Raw genomic sequence first — 22920 nt, 5'->3', positions numbered from 1 at the left:
CGGCAGCTATGGATAGTGTGGGTATATGGAATGATAACGGAAAGGGATGTGGATTTGGTGAATCATGTTCACCGAAATATCCTGTGCACGGCGTATGCCCCGAGGGATGGCATCTGCCGACTGATGAAGAGTGGAATACCCTGTTCACCGCAGTCGGTGGCTTATCGACTGCTAGCACCAATCTCAAGTCCACGTCTGGATGGTATGAAGATGGTAACGGCACGGATGCTTTCGGATTTTCGGCGCTCCCTGCTGGCATGGGAGAAATCAATGGGGATTACAGCCTAGAAAGCGGCCTTGCGTATTTTTGGAGTTCTACAGAGAAAAATAGCAGCAGCGCTTATTGCACATCCCTGCGCTACAGCAAAGTGCGCTATAGTGACACCGATGCGATACTGGATTACGGCGGTAAGGGCGGCCTTTTATCCGTTCGTTGCCTCAAGGACTAGGGTCTTCTAAATTCATGGAGAGAATCTTATCTGTAAAATATTGAAGTGCGGAATATTTGATTTCTGGGGAATCGAGATTCGATTGTGTCTTGATTGAATATTATTTCCTCAAATAAAAAAGCCGCTATTTATACTTTCATATAAATAACGGCAAATGTTGGCCTTTCTTTTTTGTCTCAGGTGGCGACCTACCACCCTGTTGCTGTTGTTAATATACAAATATTTAAATCGGGAGTCAATAGGGTGTGGCATCGCCTCGCTGGGTATGGCGGGGCTTTTTTGTGTTCTTAGGACACATCTTGTGTTCTAAAATTTTTCAAAATCGCTTAAAAACGGCTAAAAACGTAAAAATTGAGCGAAAAACAGCAATTTTTGTATTCCAGTGTTGTCGAGAAACTATATTTGTATTCATGAAGGCGATTATTGAATATACAGATTATCGCAAGTTCATTCAGGATTACTATGATGAACGTAAACGCGACTCCGCTTTTACTTGGCGTGAGTTTGCACGAAATGCCGGTTTTTCGTCGGCAGTTTTTTTGAAGTATGTTTGTGAAGGGAAAAAGAATCTGAGCATCAGCGCCGCAGGGTCGGTCGCAAATGCCATGGGGCTTGCCGGTTTCGAGAAGACGTATTTTGTTCTGATGGTTACGTATGCCCATGCAAAAGGGGACGAGGCGAAAATGGATGCTTTTGAAAAACGCTGTGCATTGGCGAGGGCGCATAAGGTTCGTGTTCTCGGTGGCGAAGAATTCGATTACTACAAGTCCTGGAAAAATCCGTTGCTCCGTGAACTTGCCCCGAATATGCCTGGCGCAAGACCTGCCGAAATGGCTCGTGCGTGCAAACCGAAAATTTCTGCGGCAGAAGTCTCCGAAACGCTTGATTTTTTGGAAGATGCGAATCTCTTGAAAAAAGACAGAGAAGGGAATTACGTGCAGACGGACAAGTCTATTTCTATGGGTTCCGTGGATGCAGTGCCGCTTGCCGCGAAAGATTTACAGCGCCAGATGGGTGAGCTTGCCGTAAAGGCTTTGGACTTGCCGCTTGCGGAACGCTCCATGTCGGGAGTTGTCGTGGGGCTGACGCAGGATTCTTATGAACGGATTAAGAAGGAACTTTTGGAATGTCGTCGCCGTGTTATTGCGATTGCTACGGAAAGCGACAAAACGCAGAGGGTTTATCGCTTGAATTTGCAACTGTTCCCGATAAGTGAACGGCTTGACAAATGTGAAGAAAATAAAGTAAGTGGAGTTGGTGAAAATGAAATGCGACGTTAATGGTTTGGCGGGTTGTACTGGAAAGGTTCAAATCAACGGTTTTCGAAAGTTGATGATTCTTTTGTTTGCTATGATTTCGAGTATTTTTGTGGGATGTGCGGATTCCGAAGTCGCGGGCGGTTCTTCGGACGATGCCGGCATTTACGCCGTCAAGGATTTGGATGTGGCGGGCGTTTCGCAGAAGGGACCGTTTGTGACGGGTTCTGTTGTGAGCGTGCAGGGCGTGGATTGCAAGACGTTAGAGCTGACTGACGAAAAATTTACAGGCAACGTAAAAAGCGACAAGGGCGACTTTGCTATAGATGGCGTCAATCTCAAATCTTCGTGTGCGTTGTTCGAAGTGACGGGTTATTACCTCAACGAAGTGACCGGAAAAGAGTCTTCGGATAAGCTCTCGCTCAAGGCTCTGACCGACCTTAGCGTTAGAAAAAATGTGAATGTCAACTTGCTCACGCACTTGGAGTACGAACGCCTAAAGCACCTTGTGACGGTTGAGAAAATGGACTTTGCGGTGGCGAAAGCTCAAGCGGAACGCGAAGTGCTCACGTCGTTTGATATTGCGAATAACGTTGATGAATTTGAAGACTTGAACATCTTCGAAAAAGGCGACGGAAACGCGGCACTCCTTGCGGTGAGCGTGCTGATGCAAGCCGATGCCGATGTGGCAAAGCTTGAAGAACGTACAAACGAAGTCAGCTCCGCCATTGCGAAAAACGGTTTGTGGGACGATGACGAAACGAAGTCGGAAGTCGCGGAATGGGTAGCCACCGCAAAAGAAAACGGTCAAATTGAAAAAATTCGCCAAAACCTCGAAGGCTTGAATTATGCAAGCGAGATTCCTGCGTTCGAAACGTATGTGGAAAGCTTTGGCGAAAGCTTGACACGGGAATCATTTTTAAATCCGCAAGTGCAGTACGATTCCATTGTCGATAACCGCGATGGACAAGTTTATAAAACCGTAAAAATCGGCGAACAAGTTTGGATGGCCCAGAACTTGAACTATGCTGACGACGTAAAAATGCCGGAATTGAAAGGGAATATGTGGTGCTATGACAACAATCCCGAAAAGTGCAGCCTGATGGGCCGTCTTTACACTTGGAATGTGGCAAAAGATTCGCTTTGTCCTGATGGCTACCGCTTGCCGGATACGACATCGTGGAATACCTTGATTGCTGTGGCTGGCGGAGCGGCCAAGGCGGGGACTGTTCTCCGTTCTATATTAGGTTGGGATAGTGTGAACGGTACGAATGATTACGGATTCTCGGCGGTTGCCGTCGGCGAAAGGTATCACAGCGGTTCGTTTGATTCCGAAGGAACGAAAGCATTCATTTGGACGGCGACAGCTCTGCCTGAAGAATCTGAAAATTCCGCCTATGCAGCTTATTTTGTTGAAAACGCTACGGTTTCTTTCAAGAAGATTTTTAAAGACAATGGGGCTTCGGTGCGTTGCCTCAAGGATACATTTTAAAGACGAGTGAGGATTCATATGAAATTCCAATACATATTCACCATCGTTTTATCGCTGTTGGCGATTTCGTCATTTGCAGCGAACGGCACCATGAAAGGCAACGGTTCTGCGGCAAGCCCGTTCCAGATTGAGGATTACGAAGACCTCAAGGCGATAGGCAAGGGCGCTTATCTCTATTCTTCGGATTACGTCTTGACGAAGGATATCGATGCTTCGGCTTCGAAAAACGAGATGTGCAACGAAGACGGCTGCAATGGATTCATTCCCATCGGAAAAAACAAGGATGCCGCCGATAGCATTATATTCTGGGGTAATATCGACGGAAAGAACCATACCATTAACAACTTGACCATTTGGCTCCCGTGTGAGAAAGACGTGGCTTTTATCTCTTACTTGGGAGGTTCCGTTACCAATTTGAATTTTGACCATATCCATGTGACGGGCCGGGTGTCGGAATCGAACTTTGTGGCGGGTGTTGCGGCAAAGCAGATGGGCTCTATCAAGAATGTGCATGTGACGAACGGCTTTGTCCAAGGGCAAAATTATGTGGGTGGTATTGTCGGTCAGGGTACGAAACGCTACAATGATAAAGCTGTTCTCGAAGATGTCTCGTTCCAAGGTGACATCAAGGGCTCGCAAAGAGTTGGCGGCATTGTCGGTGAAACAGATATGGATGTTGCCCATGCAGAAGCCGATGTGAATATCATTATTTTGGATCAGGATGTGGGTGGTATTGTCGGATATTTGACCGGTAATGTTTATCAGTCGCGTTCTAGTGGTACGATTGTTCCTTGGGAGGATGACGTAGATGATGTCGGCGGTATTGTCGGATATTCCAAAGGCGATATCAATGAATGTGTTTCGACAATGGACTTGATGCATTATGGTTTTTATTACTTTGGTGATAAAGTAGGTGGAATTGTCGGCAATGGCGGCTTTGTAAACGCTTCTTATGCACTTGGATCCGTCGAAGGCGAACGTTATGTTGGCGGTATTGGCGGAAGTAGCGGGGTGGCAAACTCTTTTGCGATGGGTGCGGTTCGTGGCGATGAATATGTGGGTGGCCTTGTGGGTAACGGAACGGCTCAATATTCATATGCGGCAAATGTCGTTCAGGGAAATAGCCACGTTGGTGGACTTGTCGGAAGTGCATCCGATGCGGTTGTGGGTTCATACTGGAATACCGAGATTTCGGGACTTGATACGAGTGCGGGTGGCACAGGCTTAACGACCGCAAAAATGATGAAGTTTGCGTCGTTTGCGGGCTGGGATACTTTAGGTTATGATGAATATGTCATTGACGGTACTGACACTTGCGACTACTATGTGCATTTAGGTTATTGCTATAGCCCTACAGGGAAATTTATTCGCTATTGGAACATTGATGAAGGTAAATCGTTCCCCTACTTGGTGAATAATCCTTTTATGAAAAAATCTCCGATTCCGGTTGCGGTTCCGACATCAGCCCCGAAATGGCAAGAGACTCCGAAGATTGCTTCGCTTTTCGATGTGGAGGGCGAACTTGTCGGTAAATGGCTTGGCTGGGCGAGATGGAGCGATAATATAGATTCTACTGAGAATAGCAAGACGCTTAGGAGAGATTCGCTCTATTTCGGTTACCGAATTGGTGTCGTAAACAAGGGCGATACGGTTTGGGGGACTTCAAGTTATATGGCAGTTCCCAACAAGATTGAAATCTCGACTTTTGCTGAACTCCAGAAAATCGGAAATGACATTGCCTATCCGCTAATAGCTAATTACGAATTGACAAAGGATATCGATGCTTCGGGTTTGAAATTTGAACCGATTGGCGACAGCGTACGTGCTTTTACGGGCTCGTTTGACGGTAAAAATCATGTTATTAAGAATCTGACGATTGATGAGCCGAATCGCGACTTTACGGGAATGTTTGGTTATATGGAAGGTGCGACTGTCCGAAACTTGACTCTGCAAAATACGAAGGTGGTCGGCTCTTGGTGTGTGGGCGCCCTGGCTGGCGAAGCACGCTTGTCTTTAATCCATAATGTCGTGTCGTTCAATGGCGATGTCAAAGGTGAGTCGTCTGTTGGCGGCTTGATTGGGGTGGCTGTAGGTGATAGCATTAATGTCGTTGGCACTACTGGAAACATTAAGGGAACAACGTATGTTGGCGGCTTGATAGGCGATGCTTCTACTAGGTTGGAAAACGGTTTTTCTATCAATGTCATTAAGGGATATGAACGTGTCGGTGGCGTTGTCGGTTTTGTCGATTCCTATTCGCCAAGCATCTATCGTGTCTATTCTGCGAGTATGATCAAGGCTTCGGATGGACGGGGATTTGCCGGCTTTTCGCTTTCCAGTTCCTTGGATTCAAACACTTGCTTCTTCGATAGCACTCTTGCTGATTACGATAGAAATGGCAAGACAACCGCGGAGATGCTGAAACAGGGAACGTTCCAGGGCTATGACTTTGTAAATGTATGGACTATCCAGGAAGGCGTTTCTTATCCGTATTTCAAGGGGATGGAACCTCTGCTTCCGGGAACGCTCAAGGATGACGGGACGGTCAATGTGCTTGCCGGAGCGGGGACTGCAACGAACCCCTATAAAATTTATAATTACGGTGAGCTTAAGTACATTGGCAAATACGAATATGGGCTTGACATGTACTACATACTTATGGGCAATATAAATGCGGCTCCATCGATAAAAGAAAATTGCAATGCGGATAGCACCGTCTGCAAGGGTTTTGAACCGATTGGTGAATTTAGCGGTGTGCTTATCGGTAATGACAAAATAATTTCTAATCTGATTATCAATCGCCCTGATGAAGATTCTGTGGGCCTGTTCCGTGCGTTGGCGAAAGGTGCTAAAGTTTCGGGCCTTGTCTTTGATTCGACTTCCTATTTTGGCGAAAGTTATACGCTCGGTTATGGGTATGCCGAAATTGATGTTCGTGGAAAAAATTTTGTAGGAACTCTCGCCGGTGTCGATAATGGTGCGATTATTGAAAATGTTGTTGCAAATTCAAAAGTATCCGGTAAAAAATATGTAGGCGGTATTGTCGGTAGTAAGACCTCGGGCTCGATAACGCAGGGGGCGTCCTGGAAAGATGTTACGGGTGAAGATTTTGTGGGAGGTATTGCTGGTAGCTTGAACAGCGCTGCTGTATCGGATTGCTATTCTGTCGCTACGGTTCTAGGTGAAAATAATGTCGGAGGCTTGACTGGTTATTCCAATAACGCGACGGTGAAAAATTCTTTTGCTGCGGGTCGTGTCAATGGTATCTCAAAATGGGGCGGCATCGCGGGCGAAGACAGCAAGTCTGCTTATACGTCAGTCTATTTTGACAGTACTCTTTGGCTTTTCGCGACGACGGCGGCAGGCGAATTCCGCAACACGAAACAGATGGTCTCGAAAGAAAACTACAAAGGCTGGGATTTCGAAAAAACTTGGAATATCATTGCGGATTCCACATATCCTTATTTGAAGTGGATGGGCGAGAATTCTTACTTGAAGAGAAATATGAAGAAATTCTATCCCAATATGAATGTTGATTCGACAATGCTTAAAATGGCCGGTTCCGGCACCGAGAGCGATCCCTTCCTTATCAAGACCTATGGGGACTTGAAGTCTATCGGTTATGGAAAATACCGGTTGTCGTCGATTTATCGGTTGGTCAATGATATTGATGCATCTGCTTCAAGAAAGGATGTTCACACCAATGGCCAGGGAACAGGATTCAAGCCTATCGGTAAAGTTGAGCATTTCATCAATGCTATTAATCCGTGCAACTGCGAAGTGGTTTCGCTAGGCGGTTATATAGAACAAGATTCTTCGAAGTTGTTCACTGGAAAATTCCATGGAGGTGGTCATAGCATCAATAACCTCTTTGTTGCTTACTTGTATCCGGGCAATGAATCTATTGGATTTATTGATTCCATGACAAATGCTGCCGTTATCGATAGTTTGTCCTTCAAGAAGTACGAAATCTCAGGCGGGGATAATGGAATTCGTCGTGTTGGTGGACTTGTCGGTGTGAATGAAGGTGTTGTCAAGCATGTCAATATGGAAGTTGTTTTGGACAACATTTATGAGGGTGCGGGCTTGGTCTATGACAACAAGGGTGTCATTGAGAATAGCTCTGTCAAGGGGACTTTTAAGGGAGGGACCCTTGCAGGCGTGGCCGCGATGAATGATGGCGAAATCGTTAATGTGAAGGTGGATGCAGAATGGAAAGACAGTTCTTCATTTATCGGTGGAGTCTCCTTGGTCAATAAGGGGATTATTAAGGGCGTGTCTGCTGCGATAAAGGTGAATAATGGATATGGCCCGTTAGGTGGCATTGTCGCATTGAATAGTGTCGGTGGTCGCATTGTTGATGATTCCGCGTTTGTCGATGTTAAAGAGATTACTCCTACAGAAACGTATTATTATCAGTTTAGTCATGATAAAGGCAATTACGATTATGAATATTTTCGTGTCGAAGGCGTGGGAGGCCTTGTCGCAATTGATAGCGGGACGGTCACGAATTCTACGGCGATGGGCGTCCTTGATGCGGGTACGGGCTTTAATGTCGGTGGCTTGATTGGCATGGCTCATGGCTCTGATTTAAAGGGCTTGCATGCCTCGGTTGATGTCGTTGGGGCGAACAATGTTGGCGGTTTTGTAGGCGAAAACAAGGTCAAGATAACAGATTCCTATGCGACAGGCAGTGTCAAGGGAAAACTGTATGCTTATATCGGGGGCTTTGTTGGTGAAAATACGGGAACTGTAGATATGAGCTTCTCTACCGGAAACGTGACTGACGGTGGTGGCTTTGTTGGGCGCAATGCCGGGGTGCTGCGCCGCTCGTACACTACGGGCGATGTCTTCGGAGGGTTTGGCTTTGCTTATGTAAACCAGTCCAAGATTGAGGACTGCTATTCTACAGGGGATGTTATCCTTACAGAAAGCAGGACGTATCAAGTTGGTTTTATCGGAACAAATTCTTATGACAATACGGTAAGGGGCTATGCGACAGGCGCGATAATCGTTGATGGCAATACACGCATTTGTAACGCCTTGCCTAAGCTGGGTTCGGCTCCCTCAGATGAATTTTATTACGCTTCTGACAACTGCATCGATTCTACGGTGATAGGGAACAAGCTTACACTTGCGGAAATGCGTCAGCAGAAATCCTTTACCAAGTTCGATTTCGATTCTGTCTGGTACATCAAGGATGGCTTGACTTATCCGCTACTGCGTGAATTGCCGAATATTCCTGTTGCTGTGTACGATGAAATGACTTTCGGTGAAACATTGCAAGTGAAGGATGTCCGCGAGAGTTTGCTTGACCATGCTTTCGTGATGGATACATCTTATGCAACGGTGGTAAAATTTGTGTCTCTTAGTGAAAAACTGCTCGATTCTCTCGAAAAGGTTGGAGAGAAAGCTGTGGGTGAGTTTGTCGTAAGTTACCGTGTCGGGATGTTATTTGGTCAGGATACCATCTGGAGCTCTCTTACACAAGCAAAGATTAAATTGAGCGGAAGGACGGACGTTCGTTTTAGCGAAATGGCGGTTGTTCGTAATGCTTCCTTCGGTGCTGTATTCCAAGGCGGTGACATCGCAGTGCGTTTTGAAATCCCTGCGGCTGCTGCGGTGAAGTTCTCGCTTGTGGATATGCAGGGCCGTGTCGTCCGCACGTTTAACCTGGGACATCGTGTAGCCGGTGTGCATTTTGAAACTCGTTCCGTCGAAAATATGCCTCGAGGCCGCTATGTTGGCGTGCTGCAAGTGGGCGACAAGGCAACCGAAAAAGTGATGCTGTTGAAACGATAAGATTCTTACACCTCGAAAAAGACCCGCAATTTTGCTGCGGGTCTTCTTGCTTTTTTCAACTGCGTCTAGTTGACTTTCCCCAAAAATTATATATGTTTACAAGAAGATTTTTCGGTGGTGTAGATTCGAGGGGTTCCAAATGAAGTTCAATGTTCACAGCCTTGCGTTTAAGCAGACTCTTTTGATACTGCTCGGTATCACGGTGATCTTTGGTACACTGCTGCTTACGCTCCAGCGGCTCGTCAATACACGCATGTCCGAACTGATTATGGCCCGCGGTCAGGAAATCAGCGAAAAGCATGTTTCCCTTATTGACAATATTTTTGACGGTAGTGCTTCCATTGTAAAGGGCATCGTGGATAAAATTGAACAGGGCGAAATTTCTCAAGCGGACATGGGCGATTTCTTGCCTGCCGCGTACCGGAACGCTCATGACAAAGTGGCGATAACATCTGCGTTGGTCGTGGCTTACGAACCCGAAAATGGAAAGGAGTTTATACGGATTACAGGCGACGGGCTGAATGGAAAAGTTCTCAACGGGTCGGGGTACCAGTCGATGTCCTGGTATGTCGAAGCCAAGGCGAAAGGCAAGGGAATTTGGTGCGAACCGTTTATCAGCAATTACGTCGATAAGCCTGTTGCGGTTTATGCCATGCCTTTCTACGAAACTCTCCCCGATGGCAGTAAAAAATTCAAGGGCGTTGTCTGCCTTGACATTTTGCTTTCTTTTTTGCGAGATGCAGTGGCATCAATCCAGATTGAAAATTCTGGTTATGCGTTTATTTTGTCTGCTGAAAATAAAATTGTGGCGCATCCGCGTGACGACTGGATTTTCAAGGAAACGCTCTATTCGCTCGCGAAAGGTCGTGACGCGAATTTGTCTGATTTCGAAAAGGCCGTCCGTGAACTCCATAGCGGTATTTTGCTTGGAAAAACATTTAAAGGCGAGAGCGCTTGCATTTACTTTTCGCACATGAAGGTGGATGGCTGGGTGTTCGGCATTGTTTGGCCCGCTGATGAATTTTTTGAAAAACGCCGCAAGATGACTTCGATTTTGGGCATGCTCAGCTTGTTGGGGTACGCTTTGATGTTCGGGCTTGTGCTCGTGATTTCGAGCCGCGTTTCCCGTCCGCTCAAGGAACTGGCAAGCGTGGCGAAGCGATTGGGCCAAGGCGATTTTGAAGTCGAAATTCCGCAAGTCAAGGGCAAGGACGAAATTGCGGAGTTCGCCGAAGCGTTTGGGCACATGCGCGATTCGCTCAAAGAGAATATCGAAAAGCAAAAAGGTGTGGAGCGTGTACAGAACGAACTGGAAATGGCGCGTAAAATCCAGCTCGGCTTGCTGGCGAAAAACGATGACGACGACGGCGTGAAGGACAATCGCCATAAGCTTTATCCGTTCATCTTGCCTGCGAAAGAAGTGGGTGGCGACTTTTACGACTTTGTGAAGGTGGATGAAAACCGCCTCGCGTTCCTGATTGCCGATGTCTCGGGCAAGGGGATTCCGGCGGCTCTTTTGATGATGTCTTCGCGCTCGATGCTCAAGAGCGTGGTGCTTGCTGGGAGTTCCGTGGAAGATACGTTCAACGTGGTGAATGACCGCCTCGCGTTCCGCAACTACTTGAACATGTTTGTTACGGTCTGGATGGGCATTCTCGACTTGCGGACGGGTGAAGTGGAATTCGCTTGCGCGGGGCATAATCCGCCGGTGATTTGCCATGATGACGGAACGGTCGAATTTGCAAAGAGCAGGCCCGGGCTTGTGCTTGCCGCAATGGAGGGGACTCGGTACAAACGCCAGACGCTCAAGCTTGAGCCTGGCGATACGATATTCCTTTATACGGACGGCGTGACCGAAGCGACCAATGCGAACGAGGAACTTTTTGGCGACGACCGCCTTTTGCAGACGCTCCGCGAAGCTTGCGGCATGGAACCTGCCGAAATTTGCCCGTTCGTGAAATCGAAAATAGACGCGTTCGTGGGCGACGCCCCGCAGTTCGACGATATCACGATGCTTGCACTCAAGTTCGTGGGTAAGACTTAATTCGAGAATTTGTGCAGAAAAGGAGGTGCCCGCTTACTTCGACTGCGCTCACTTCGATTAAACTCAGTGCAGGCAGCACAGGCTCTGGCGGGCATGACATCTTTGGCACGGAATGCGCGCATGTCGGTAAATGAAAAAAGACCTTGCTTTCGCAAGGCCTTTTTCGGGTGGATGACCGGACTCGAACCGGCAACATCCAGAATCACAATCTGGGACTCTAACCAATTGAGCTACATCCACCATGTAGCGAGACCAAATATAAAAAAGCCATCCCAAATTTCAAGGGATGGCAACAACTTTTTTCCAAAAAATTTGTTTTTAGCGCGTGGAGACTACTTTTTCTGCATGATTCGGAGGAAATTGGCGCGCTTGAAGTCGTTCCTGTGCTCCATGCAGAAGCGCGGATACACGTACTGCTTCGGGAAAATGCGGATGGTGAAGGTGTTGTCGCAACCGTCGAGGCAGCACTTGAATTCCAGGTCCATGGCTTCCGTGTAGTTGTGGCGGAAGATGATGTTCTTGGATTCGATGTTCTCGATGTCCTTCTTTTGCTTTTGGCGCTGCTTGATGTCGCGGTGCAGTTCGCAGTACTTCGCGATCGGGTGACCCCAGAATTCACGGCCGCAACCGGGTTCCTGGCAGACTTTGAGCTTGATGCGTTTCTTCTTTTTGTACTTAGGTAATTGCATAGAGACCTCAATTAGTAGTAAAGATAATAAAAAACGTCGTTTTTGTAAAAAAAATGAATTTTCTGAAGGGCGGAACGGGCCAAAATCGCGAAAAAAGCGTGTTATATAAGTAGGGGGTGCTGAGAAACCTCGAAAAAAGGATCGGCTATGAAATTTTTGTGGATTATTGTTATGGCGGCTGCGCTTGGTGGCTGCATGTACGTGAGCGGGTCGGCGGAGGGCGAAACATCAATGCGCGTTACGGCGATTGACGTGGGGCAGGGGCTCGCGGTGCTCCTCGAATATGGCGGGCGCTATGCGATGTACGATTTCGGGCCTGATTCGGTGGGTGTGGTGGATTCGCTTTTGGCGCGCGGGGTCGATACGCTTGATTGGGTGGTGCTGAGCCACAACCATCGGGACCACATTGGCGGGTTCATGGAACTCCCTGGGCGGGGCGTTTTTGTGCGACGGCTGTACGTGGGACCGGATACGGCGGGCGGTTTCTTTCGCGATAGTGTTTTGCGGGTGGCGAGAGCGCTTGGAACGCCAGTGGATACGCTATTGCGTGGCGAGAATGTAAGTTTTGGGGGCGGGGCTAATGGCTCTGCTGGCGGAGAATGTCCGCATTTTGAAGTGCTGTGGCCAGCGAGCTATTGGCGCGTAGGCGAGAATCGTGCGAGCTTGGTATTGCTCGGAAAGCTTGGCGCAAGCAAGATGCTTTTGACGGGCGACCTGGATTCGGTGGGCGAGCGCCATGTGCTTGAGATGAATCCGACGCTTTCGGCTGACCTTTTGCAGGTGGCGCATCACGGTTCGGCGGGGAGCAATACGTTAAGTTTCTTGTCGCAGGTTTCGCCGAAGTACGCATTTGTAAGTGTGGGGGCTGGTAATCGTTACGGGCATCCCGCTCCATCTGTTGTACGTAAACTGAACTTGGTGCTTGGGGATTCTTTGAAGCTTTCCCGCACCGATTTGCTGGGCTCCATCCGCTTTGAACTCTCGCCTAGCATGGGCGTGGTAGTGCCGTAGGGGGATGTGTCATTCCCACAGAGCGCTGTCATTCCGCACACCGATGCGGAATCTCTCGCCTCTGTATTCGCAAGTTGTTGATTAGCTTGTCATTCCCGCCACCGAGCGGGAATCTCCTTTTTGACGAATGTCCTTCTGACTATTTTTTTATATTGTTTCACCGCATTTGGGGTATTCGCGAGATTTTTGAGGGTTATGGTTCACAAGATTCACATCCCGGTGATGGGCATTTGCTATACGGCGGACACGCCGATTCGCGTGGCGCATTTGGGCATTACGTCTGTGATTTCGCTTGTGGATGATGGCCTCCTCGAAGAATACCGCATGGCTTATGCGGAACGCCTGGGCCTTGATTTGGGATCTCCGCAGACAACCCGCATTGGGCGCATTCGCTCGTATCTAGATTTTGTGGCGGACGAAGTAGAACGCAAGTTTACGAGACTTTGTGCGGAACGTTTTGATGGCGGTAGCGACAAGGACCTTTATTTTTTGATGTTGCCGTTAGATTCTCGGCTCCGCGTGGAGTATGATGGCATCTTTGCAAAGACGGGGCTTGCCCGCATTGCGGCCGAGGCAGCACTTACCGAAAAAATGGAACCGGGCGAAATCCAGGCGAACATCATGGTTGGCCTCAATCACGATGAGGCGGCTTTTGATGCGGTTCGCGGTTTTGCCGCTTCGAAAGTGGCGGGCGCGCTTGTGTTGAGTGCTGGTGTGAACTTGTCCGTCTTTGAAGAAATTGCAAAGTATAAGGATTTTTATAGAACTCGTGACAAGGCACCAACGAAGAAGATTATTCTGAAAGTTTCGGATTATCGCTCGGCACTAGTGCAAGGGCGCTATTTGGCGAAGAAGGGCTTGGAAGTTTACGAATACCGCATTGAATCGGGCGTGAACTGCGGCGGTCATGCGTTTTTTGAATCCAAGAAGTTGTTGCTTGACGTTGTTCAAGAATTTGTCGAAAAGCGCAAGGAGCTTTTTGAAACAACACGCGCGATGATTGCGAAGTTTGCGCAGTCTGCTGAAAATGCGATTTTTTCTGCGGGTGGAACTGCTGCGCGGTCTGCAGGTTCGAATGTGTCTGTTCAAGGAATTCTCCCGCCGCCGTCGCCTGCGCGGATTACCGCGCAGGGTGGGCTTTGCGCTCCCGAGGACATTGAAAAAATCATGTCGCTTGGGATTGATGGCGTTGGTGTCGGAACTCCGTTCTTGCTTGTACCCCAAGCGACAAGCGTCGATAAAGAAACTCGCCGATTGCTCGCGAACGCAAAGTCCGAAGATGTTTGCATCAGCCATGCCTCCCCGCTCGGAATCCCGTTTGTGAATTTGCAAACATCGACGGCGGCGAAAATTTGTGAGCGGAAAATTCAGGAATATTTCGCACCAGAATCTGAAAAGTCCGGGAACCCAGAATTGAAACCCGGATTCCCGTGTCGCCAACATTACCTTTGCCAAAAAATTCCGGGTTTTGACCATCCCGTGTGCAGAGCTTCCCGCGAGTATGTTGTGTGGCGCCTCGCGGAAATTGATGAGCAGGAAAAGGAAGAACTCGCGGCATTTTGTCGTTCGTCGTTGGATCCTATCGCCTCCGGCTCCAGGATGACAGACTCAAGAAAAGTGGGCTCCAGGATGACGTGCGGAATTGACGATCAAAATGATTGTCATTCTGGAGGGAGCGTCGCGACCGATAGAATCCATACAATTCACGAAAAGTACAATGCGCTCCGCCGCGTCACGCTTTCGCGTGAATGCATCTGCCGATTCCTCGGGAATGCCGGCCGCGAAGAAATCCGCGAGAAAAGTCCATCGCTTCATTACCAGCCGGAATGTGTCGCCGTCGCTCGTGGCTCGCAGCCCGCTCGCACTCGCGAACCGGTCACCATTTGCCCAAATCCGGATATTGGCTACTTCGACCGTGAATACACGCTGTTCGAAATGATGCGTCACCTCTACGGCACAGGCCCTTGCCTTACGCCCAAAGACAAACCATGTGCCTTCGAAATCGAAGAACGCTTGCTGAAGAATGTGCTATTGTAAGGAAATTGCTTTCTCTCGTCTTTCGTCTGTAGTCGCGAAGCGACGTTCTTTCGTCTGATTTAGTCCGCAAATCCGATTCTTGCCTGGAAATGGCATTGAGTCATGTCGTCGGCGTTCATCCCGAAAAAGTAGGCGTGGTGGTTCGTGTTCTTGAACCTCACGACATTCACTTTCCCACCGAGCGGAATTTGTGTAATGTAGTTTATCTGTATCGAACGGATTCTTCTTGTTCTGAGTTCATCCGGATCGAGTGAGTCCATCACCCATTCTACATAGCGGCAGTGGTTCACATGCTTGTTCATGTCCAGGTCGCTGTATTTTGCCGTTTCCTGGGCGATAACCTTTGGCTCCACTTGCGGATCAAGAATGTCCATCATTTCGGGGAGTGCGTTCTTGCCCGGAATCAGCGGAATGGGGTATGGCGAGTTGGCTGGATTTTCGGCCTTGCCAGTTTTCATGTTTACCAAGAGCCACGAAGAGGTTGCCTGCGCGATGGAATGCCCCTGCGCATCGAGAATGGAATAATCCTTAAGACAAACTTTGTCCTTGATGATGTCTTTAGCCCATGTGGAAATGGAGAGCTTTTCGCCCCAGACCGGGTGGTGCAACAGGCGGATCTTCAGTCGCGTGATGACCGTGGTGTAGCCAGCCTTCATCATCTTCCATATCCCAAAGCCGTTCTGTTCGGCATCGGCGATGGCGGTTTCTTCCATGAACAAGAAGAGATTTGAAAGTTTGAGTCGGCTGTGGTGGTCGCAGTCCGAGAAACGTACTTCAAAATTTTTGGTGGTGACTTCCGGTTCCATGATATTCCTCACGTGGTTGTGTGATTTTCGACTCGCTTTGGACGCCTGCGAAAAAACACGGTATGATAATAATGTATAATTTTTCTTGTATGAACGACTCTCAATTTCGCCCTAGTTTTAAACAGCTTGACGCTTATCATTCTTTTAATGGCTCTATCCGTGTTCCGGGGTCCAAAAGCATTACTAATCGAGTGCTTTTGATTTCGGCCATTGCTAACGGGACAACTCGCTTGCACAACCTGCTGCGTAGCGACGATACTCGCTATATGGGCGAGGCTTTAAAACGTCTTGGCGTGAAGGTCGAATTTTCGGACGATTTTACGGACGCCGTTATTGAAGGGCATGGCAAGCCGTTTGACGCGGGCAATTTCCCGGTGGAGCTTTATCTTGGGAATGCCGGCACGGCGATGCGCTCCTTGACGGCCGCGCTTTCGCTTGGTTGGGGCAAGTTCATTTTGCGTGGCGAAGAACGCATGGGCGAACGCCCGATTCGCGACTTGGTCGATGCGCTCAGTACGCTTGGTGCCGACATCAAGTATCTGGAATCCGAAGGCTACCCGCCGGTCCGCATCAAGGCCGATGGCCTCAAGGGTGGCGATGTGAGCGTTCGCGGTAACATTTCGAGCCAGTACCTCACGGCCCTTTTGATTTGCGCTCCGTACTGTAAGACCCCGCTCCACATCCATGTGGAAGGCGAGCTGATTTCTGCACCGTACATTGAACTCACGCTCGACGTGATGAAGTGCTTTGGCGTGAACGTGCGCCACGATGACCTGACGGACTTCTACGTGCCGCAGGGTGTTTACCAGAGCCCTGGTGACTATTATGTCGAAGGCGATGCAAGCTCTGCGACGTACCCCCTTGCCGCTGCCGCAATTTCTGGCGGTGAAGTTAAAGTCTTGGGAATCGGCGAAGGCAGTATCCAGGGCGATATCGCCTTTATCGATGTTCTAAAGCGCATGGGTGCCGAAGTTACCCCGAGTGTGGAACCCAGTGGCGAAAAGTGCATTATCTGCAAGGGTCCTAAAAATCGACGCTTACAGAGCTTAGGTGATTTTAGTGCTGTTGAAATTCCTGATGCCGCCATGACGCTTGCCGTGCTTGCCCTGTTTGCGGACGCTCCGACGACGATTCGCGGCATTGGCAGCTGGCGCGTGAAAGAGACCGACCGCATTGCAGCCATGGTTGCAGAACTCCGCAAAGTTGGTGCAACGGTTTCTTCTGACATGGATTCAATTACGATTGAACCGCCCGCGCAATTGCAACCGGCGACGATTGAAACTTACAATGACCACCGCATGGCGATGTGCTTTAGCCTTGTCTCTCTCGGTGGCGTGCCCATCAAGATTCTCGACCCTGCGTGTGTGAACAAGACTTATCCCCAATTCTTTGAAGATTTCGGAAGACTCGCTCAATGATAAGCCTCGTCTCGAAGATAGTTTCCACGAGTTTTGCTCGGCTAGTAGTCTGCGCTGGCCTCGTGTTTGGCGCTCTTGCTGCCCCCGCTACGGCGACGGATACGCTTTCGATTTGGATCATGGACAATGGCCTCGGTTCGAAAAACGCCATGCACCGGCTTGTGAAAAAGTTCTATCGCGAGACGGGAATCCCGGTCAAGTTAACCTCGCTTAGCTGGGGCGAGGCGTTCAACAGGATTACGCGCGCGTTTACTGATTCGAACGATGTCGCTCCTGACGTGATTCAGCTCGGTTCCACATGGGTTCCGCATTTTGCGTCGGCTGGCCATATCCGCCCGATTGATTACTTGATGCCGCAGATTGATTCGGCTCGGTTCTTGGGCGAGGGGCTTCGCAGTACGCATATTTCTGGAAAGCCCGAGACGTATGCGGTGCCGTGGTTTATTGATGTTCGCGGCTTTTTTGTGAACGAACGCATTTGGCGCGAACTCGGGTTTGAAGAATCCGATCTCGAGTCGTACCCGCAGTTCCTTGGCGTGCTGAAGACAATTGCAAATTCGGACATGAAGACGGAAAGTGGAGTCAAGGTGACTCCGTTTACACTCCCCGGTAAAGACGACTGGGCGGGCCAGCAGTGCATGGCTCCGTTTGTCTGGAGTTATGGTGGCGATTTCGTGGTGCCATCAGGCAAGGGTTACCGCAGTGCGCTTCTGGATTCGAATACACTTGTCGGTCTTGCTCTTTATGCAAAAATTATGGGTGACGCGCAGATGGCGCCTCATAGCTTGTATGAAAATTCATCGGACAATGCCGACGGCTTCGTGCGCTCGGAACGCGTATTCCATTACGGCACGTCTGAATTGATAAAGCAACTGGAATTCCCGGAACAGGCGGGCGGCCTTGCAAATTCCTCGATTGCAAAAGATGGAATCAAGGTGATGGTTTTGCCCGCCGGGCCTTTCGGAAGGTTCTCTTTCATGGGCGGGAGCCATTTGGCGCTTGGCAACAAGAAGGATACCTCCAAGTATGCGCTTGCCGAACAGCTGCTTGCCTACATGCTCCGTGCCGACAATATCGATGCTTTCTCGCGCCAGGTCGGGTTCTTGCCTGCAGACCGCAGCATTCTCCACATCTGGAATCGCGATTCTCGTTATTCCAAGATTGTTGCTGAACTCGAGCATAGCCGCAGCTTCCCGAATATCCCGGAATGGGGCGAGGTCGAAAAAGTCCTGATTGACCTTTCGAACAGCATGGGCGCATTGTTTGTGAATACGAAGCACAAGAAAAAACGCAGTGCCGCCCTTGCCCAGATGGTCTACGAAGCTAATGCAAAAATCAATGAGATTTTGAATTTCCCCGATACTTTAGAAGGCTCGGAACGGATGCATTGGGCTCAGCAGTTCTTCCTTTATGATTATAAAGAAATTTATCCGAAAAATGTAGCGAATATCATTGGCCGTAACGAACACCCTTCGGCAGATGAATTCAAGGATTGGCTTGATGCATCTAAGTATTTGCTCATTTCGGTTGGTGCAGGAATTTTGGTGATTTGCGTTCTCGTCACTTGCTTTAGAAGAAGAAAAAAGTAGTTTTCGCTCATGAATAAGTTGTTTAAAGTCGCCTCATTGTTGCCGTTTTTGGTGGCACCGCTTTTTGCACATGTCAACGTGGCCTCTTACAAAAACTATGTCGATTCGCTTTTGCCGGGGACGACTTTTGGGATGTCTTTGCGCTCTGTGAAGACGGGCAAGGAAATTGGCAACGTAAACGGAAATGAAATGTTTACGCCGGCAAGTACGCTTAAAACCTTGACGACTGCTGCCGCAATCCATTTTTTGCCGCTTGATTACGAGCCGAAAACCGAAATGACGGTGCTTGGCGAAATTAAAAAGCGCACGCTTACGGGGTCGCTTAAGATTCGTGGCGAAGGCGACCCGAACATTTCGGCGAGGTATTACGACGACCCGTTCTACATTTTGAACAACATGGCCGATTCTTTGCGTGCAATGAATATCGATACCATCGTTGGACGAATTGACCTGGATACGAGTTACTATACGGGTCCGTGGAAGGCGGAGAATTGGCGCCGCAATTATTACGATTCCTGGTACGGTGCCGAAATTGGCCCGCTCGGGTTCAATGACAACTGCGTGACGGTCCGCTTCTGGCCGGGGTATTTCCGTGGCGATACGGCGGTCGTGTCGTTACAGCCCGATGTGGGCTACGTCAAGGTTGTAAACAACTTAAAGACCGTCAAGGGTCTCAAGAAAAAGTGGGTGTATTCCATTGACCCCGACAAGTCCATCATTACGCTTGGCGGGACGATTGGCGAAGATGTTGATTCTGCGAGCATGGTGCTCCCGATCCGTAATCCGATTGGATATTTCAGGGCGGCGTTCATGTATGCGCTCAAGGACCGTGGCATCGTCTTTAAAGAAGATGCGACGATTGCTTCCGATAGCGAGCTGAAACGTTTTTCGTATTCGGCTGCGCCACTCTTGAGCATTCTCGATGAAATCAATCAGCGCAGCCAGAATTTCCATGCCGAGACGCTGTTGAGAAATCTCGGGGCGCAGATTGCAGGCGAAGGTAGCGTCGAGGGTGGCCGCAAGGCGGAACGCAAGTTCCTTTTGGATATTGGACTCAATCCGACTGATTTTGACGTGTGGGACGGCAGCGGGCTTTCTCCTGAAAACAAGGTGAAACCGTCGACGGTCACGAGATTACTTGCAAAGATGGCTCGCCATCCGAAGGGCGCCTACTATATCAACAGTTTTGCAAGCCCGGGCGTGGGTTCCGGTGCAAAGCGCATGGTTGATTTTGAAGCTCCGTGGCTTACGCGGTTCAAGACTGGCTACATTGCAGAAGTTCACGGCTTGGTCGGTTACATTTATACGGTGGATGGCGATACGCTTACGGCGGCCATGTACCTGAACGGCACCAATACCAATCCAGATTACAAGAGCAAGGACGTTCTCGATACGCTTTGGATGCGCCTTATCAGCTACACCAACAATAATTACAAGTCGCTTTTGCAAATGAAAACGCTTTGGCTCGATGCCCAGGGCATAAGCGGGCTCAACAAACGCCTGGATTATTTCTCGAAGCGCCTGATTGGGACTCCTTACAAGCTAGGCCCGATGGGCGAAGGCCATCTGGATACGGTTGAAGATAAGCCGCTAGTTTATCTGGACTCTGTCGATTGCGTGACGTACTTGGAGCATGTCGTAGCCCTTGCAATGGCGAAAAGCGAAAAGTCTCTGTACAGGCAACTGCAACGCCTCCGCTACAAAGGCGGCAAGGTGAGTTACCTCAATCGCAAACACTACCTGCTCGACGACTGGATTGGCGAGGGCAAGTATGCCAAGGTCATTCCGATGGAAAACGAAGTTTCTGTAGAACGCACGATGCCCAAGAAAGAGTTCTTTGCAAACCACAAGTTGAAATATACGGGCAAGGAAAAGCCGGTCAAAGTTCGCTATATGCCGCTGGACAAGGCTATTGAAATGGCAAAGAAGACGTACAAGGGCGCAATGAAGGTTCTTGGCGTTGGAATTGTCGGGACGTCAGACAAAATTGACCTCACGCATACGGGATTTGTGATTTTCAATCCGGGACAAAAGCCGGTACTGCGCCATGCGTCATCGCAAAAGAAGCAAGTCGTGGAAGTCCCGCTCGCCGAATACTTGCAGACCCGCAAAGTCCCCGGCGTCACGTTCTTTAAATTCATTCAGCACTAGCTGTTAGTCATTGGTTACTAGTTGATAGCCGGTTGCACTTTGTCATGCCCGCCTCCGAACGGGCATCGCCTTTTTGACGTCATCCTGAACCCAAAGGGTGAAGGATCCGGTTGAATTTTGTTTATTGCTCTGTCATGCCCGACTTGATCGGGCATCTCCTTTTTTGCCGTCATCCTGACGCCGTAGGCGGAAGGATCCAGTGAAGTCTATAACACTTTTATATGTAAATTTACATTGGAAAATTTTAAACATAGATGAACTTGCATTTGGTTGGGATGGGCTGTCGGCAAAATCTCTTATTTAATTTTGTTCGGATTATTATTTATATTTACATTGGATGAATTTGTTTCCTGTCTGTTTTAAAACGGCAAGGGAGGGATTTTATGAAGGGTGAATTTTTTAGACTGATTGGTGTTGCGATGACTGCTCTCGTATGCGTAGGCATGTGGGGGTGCATGGGCTGTAGCGATGAAAAAGTCATTGATAGTGGAACTTCGATAGGCAATCATTTTTACGTGGTCGATGATAGCACTATAATGTTGGATTTTTTCAATTGGGAAACGGTTGAATTCTATTCATCGTATATTCACGGACAAGACGAAGAAACCCGTGTGACGGAATATTTGGCGTACCTAGTGAATGTTAATAGGGATACAGTATATAAGAAGATAGATTTCCCAGAAAATAAAAAATCGGAAAGTTTGGATCAGGTGGAGGATGGCTTGATTTTTTTCTTCAACAAAGACGACTATGCAACTGGAGATTTAAGTAAGGCCTCGGAGTGGAGATTCGCACAAAGTGGAAATGTGGTCAAGTTGAATGTAGTGTCTGGCGATATTGATAGTACGGATTATCTTGTAGACTTTCGCAATGAAAACTTTAAAGGGAAAAAAATTTTGTCTCTTCATGATATGAAGTTGGGATTTGAATATAGAAGTCGTTTCTTTTATGTTTGGAATATTGTGCCGAATTCTATAGCGAGGTGGGAGCCGACAGGGGAATCTGCGTGGATGGCTGAATGCAACGATATCCGGTGGACGGAAAAACAATTTAGATGTCTGATGGCTAAAGGAGATATTTTCCTTTTCGATGAGAATAAAAATGTATTGGATTCCTTGGCTAAAGGTTCCTATCAGTTAGATGTGAGTGCAAATTATAGTCTTCGTTTTTACGGTAATTATATCGGTGTCGGTCACCATATTTACAAGATGTATGATGATGGTAAAATTGGTGATAAGCCCTTGTTTGAAATTGATTTTGAATTACCTGCAAGAGATCGAACTGTGCTATACCCGAGTTCCGGAGATACCGTTTACTATTCCGAAGAAAATATTAAATAGGAATTAACCCTTTGTTTACAGGGGATGAAGGAATAATATGTTGAAGAAAGTTCTCTTTTTGTTGATTTCGTTAAAAATAGTTGCTATTGCCATTCCGATGGAATCGCTGAACGAATACAATTTGGTGCTCATCCATGGTGCTGGCTCGCATTGGGGCGGATTAGATTGTGAAAACGGGGATATCAGGCACGAAAAAATGGGCTTTAGTAGTGATAAATATCAAGACGCATATGAGTATTATTGGCATGGATCTAGTGGTCCGAATACGAGAATTGGCGGAAAGTTCTCCGAGGGCTTGATTTCGGATGATTCAACATCTTCGGCTACAGGGATGATTGCGGAACTTAAACCATGGATTCAGGACACCGTGTTTGAAGGGGATTATGAGTGGCTTGTATATCTCCAGCGTCCTTTTACAAATCCAGCAAACTCACCTTCCAATAACGGTAACGAAATCGGTAAGAGAACATGGAAGGGAAGTAATAAATGTTCTGCACGTCGTTCGCTTTTTGAAGAAATACAGGAGGTTCACGCAAAGGGGCAGAACAAACTTGACACGTTAAGAAAAGATGATGTTGATTCTTATCGCAAGATTCCTTCGAGATATATTCTGGTTTCTCATTCCATGGGCGGTGTTGCTTCTCGCGAATATGTGCAAGGTAACTTTTATAATGGTGATGTTGACAAGATAATTACGGCTTGATTCGCCACACGAAGGCACTGGTGCGTTGAATATGCAAATCAAAAATGAGGCTAGAGGTGACTTGATATATGATTAAATGGCAAGTACACTTGCTACTGCTTTTACGACTATGGAATTGACTGCGGTTCCTTTA

General features: G+C 48.3%; 14 protein-coding genes and 1 tRNA gene. 12 read left to right on the top strand and 3 right to left on the bottom strand.

The window, feature by feature from the left end; translation table 11 throughout:
- The 5 genes from B3A20_RS14745 to B3A20_RS14725 all read left to right on the top strand — a co-directional run.
- On the top strand, positions 1-449 hold a 449-nt coding region (locus B3A20_RS14745; protein WP_290766419.1), incomplete at its 5' end, for an FISUMP domain-containing protein.
- A gap of 410 nt (positions 450-859) precedes the next feature.
- Positions 860-1729, top strand: a complete 870-nt coding sequence (locus B3A20_RS14740) for a TIGR02147 family protein (protein ID WP_290766416.1) — start codon at positions 860-862, stop codon at positions 1727-1729.
- Positions 1713-3197 carry a fibrobacter succinogenes major paralogous domain-containing protein gene (locus B3A20_RS14735; protein WP_290766413.1) on the top strand — a complete coding sequence of 495 codons (1485 nt, stop codon included), beginning with the start codon at positions 1713-1715 and terminating at the stop codon, positions 3195-3197. Before B3A20_RS14740 ends, B3A20_RS14735 begins: the two co-directional genes overlap by 17 nt.
- An 18-nt stretch (positions 3198-3215) precedes the next feature.
- On the top strand, positions 3216-8999 hold the full coding sequence (locus tag B3A20_RS14730; RefSeq protein ID WP_290766410.1) for a hypothetical protein: 5784 nt from the start codon (positions 3216-3218) through the stop codon (positions 8997-8999).
- 139 nt (positions 9000-9138) lie between these two features.
- Positions 9139-11043, top strand: coding sequence for a SpoIIE family protein phosphatase (locus tag B3A20_RS14725; protein WP_290766407.1), 1905 nt, complete (start codon positions 9139-9141; stop codon positions 11041-11043).
- Between the two features lie 166 nt (positions 11044-11209).
- Here B3A20_RS14725 and B3A20_RS14720 read toward each other — a convergent pair.
- Together B3A20_RS14720 and B3A20_RS14715 are read right to left on the bottom strand one after the other, a co-directional pair.
- Positions 11210-11283: transfer RNA gene (locus tag B3A20_RS14720), tRNA-His, on the bottom strand.
- Between the two features lie 92 nt (positions 11284-11375).
- Positions 11376-11732: a hypothetical protein gene (locus tag B3A20_RS14715; RefSeq protein WP_072829633.1), complete on the bottom strand. Its 357-nt coding sequence runs from the start codon at positions 11730-11732 to the stop codon at positions 11376-11378.
- A gap of 147 nt (positions 11733-11879) precedes the next feature.
- On the opposite strand from B3A20_RS14715, the gene B3A20_RS14710 reads away from it, so the two are divergent.
- Both B3A20_RS14710 and B3A20_RS14705 read left to right on the top strand, forming a co-directional pair.
- Positions 11880-12743 (top strand): ComEC/Rec2 family competence protein, encoded by an 864-nt coding sequence (locus tag B3A20_RS14710; protein ID WP_290766402.1) that lies wholly within the window; start codon positions 11880-11882, stop codon positions 12741-12743.
- Positions 12744-12938: 195 nt separating this feature from the next.
- Positions 12939-14780, top strand: coding sequence for a hypothetical protein (locus B3A20_RS14705; protein WP_290766399.1), 1842 nt, complete (start codon positions 12939-12941; stop codon positions 14778-14780).
- A 59-nt stretch (positions 14781-14839) separates the two neighbouring features.
- Here B3A20_RS14705 and B3A20_RS14700 read toward each other — a convergent pair whose 3' ends face one another.
- Positions 14840-15586 carry an acyl-[acyl-carrier-protein] thioesterase gene (locus B3A20_RS14700; RefSeq protein ID WP_290766396.1) on the bottom strand — a complete coding sequence of 249 codons (747 nt, stop codon included), beginning with the start codon at positions 15584-15586 and terminating at the stop codon, positions 14840-14842.
- Between the two features lie 89 nt (positions 15587-15675).
- Here B3A20_RS14700 and aroA point away from each other — a divergent pair, with 89 nt between their 5' ends.
- The 5 genes from aroA to B3A20_RS14675 all read left to right on the top strand — a co-directional run bounded on the left by aroA (position 15676) and on the right by B3A20_RS14675 (position 22787).
- Positions 15676-17004, top strand: a complete 1329-nt coding sequence (gene aroA / locus B3A20_RS14695; protein WP_290766394.1) for a 3-phosphoshikimate 1-carboxyvinyltransferase — start codon at positions 15676-15678, stop codon at positions 17002-17004.
- Positions 17001-18593 carry an extracellular solute-binding protein gene (locus tag B3A20_RS14690; RefSeq protein WP_290766392.1) on the top strand — a complete coding sequence of 531 codons (1593 nt, stop codon included), beginning with the start codon at positions 17001-17003 and terminating at the stop codon, positions 18591-18593. Before aroA ends, B3A20_RS14690 begins: the two co-directional genes overlap by 4 nt.
- Before the next feature lie 9 nt (positions 18594-18602).
- Positions 18603-20744 (top strand): D-alanyl-D-alanine carboxypeptidase/D-alanyl-D-alanine endopeptidase, encoded by a 2142-nt coding sequence (gene dacB / locus B3A20_RS14685; protein ID WP_290766390.1) that lies wholly within the window; start codon positions 18603-18605, stop codon positions 20742-20744.
- 383 nt (positions 20745-21127) lie between these two features.
- Positions 21128-22084, top strand: coding sequence for a hypothetical protein (locus tag B3A20_RS14680; RefSeq protein WP_290766388.1), 957 nt, complete (start codon positions 21128-21130; stop codon positions 22082-22084).
- A gap of 37 nt (positions 22085-22121) precedes the next feature.
- A complete protein-coding gene (locus B3A20_RS14675; protein ID WP_290766385.1) occupies positions 22122-22787 on the top strand; it encodes a hypothetical protein in 666 nt (221 codons plus the stop codon).
- Positions 22788-22920 lie beyond the last annotated feature (133 nt).

The organism is Fibrobacter sp. UBA4297 (genome assembly GCF_002394865.1).
Classification (GTDB): domain Bacteria; phylum Fibrobacterota; class Fibrobacteria; order Fibrobacterales; family Fibrobacteraceae; genus Fibrobacter.
Note: the sequence above shows the minus strand (reverse complement) of the source record. Positions and strands in the feature narration are given on the sequence as shown.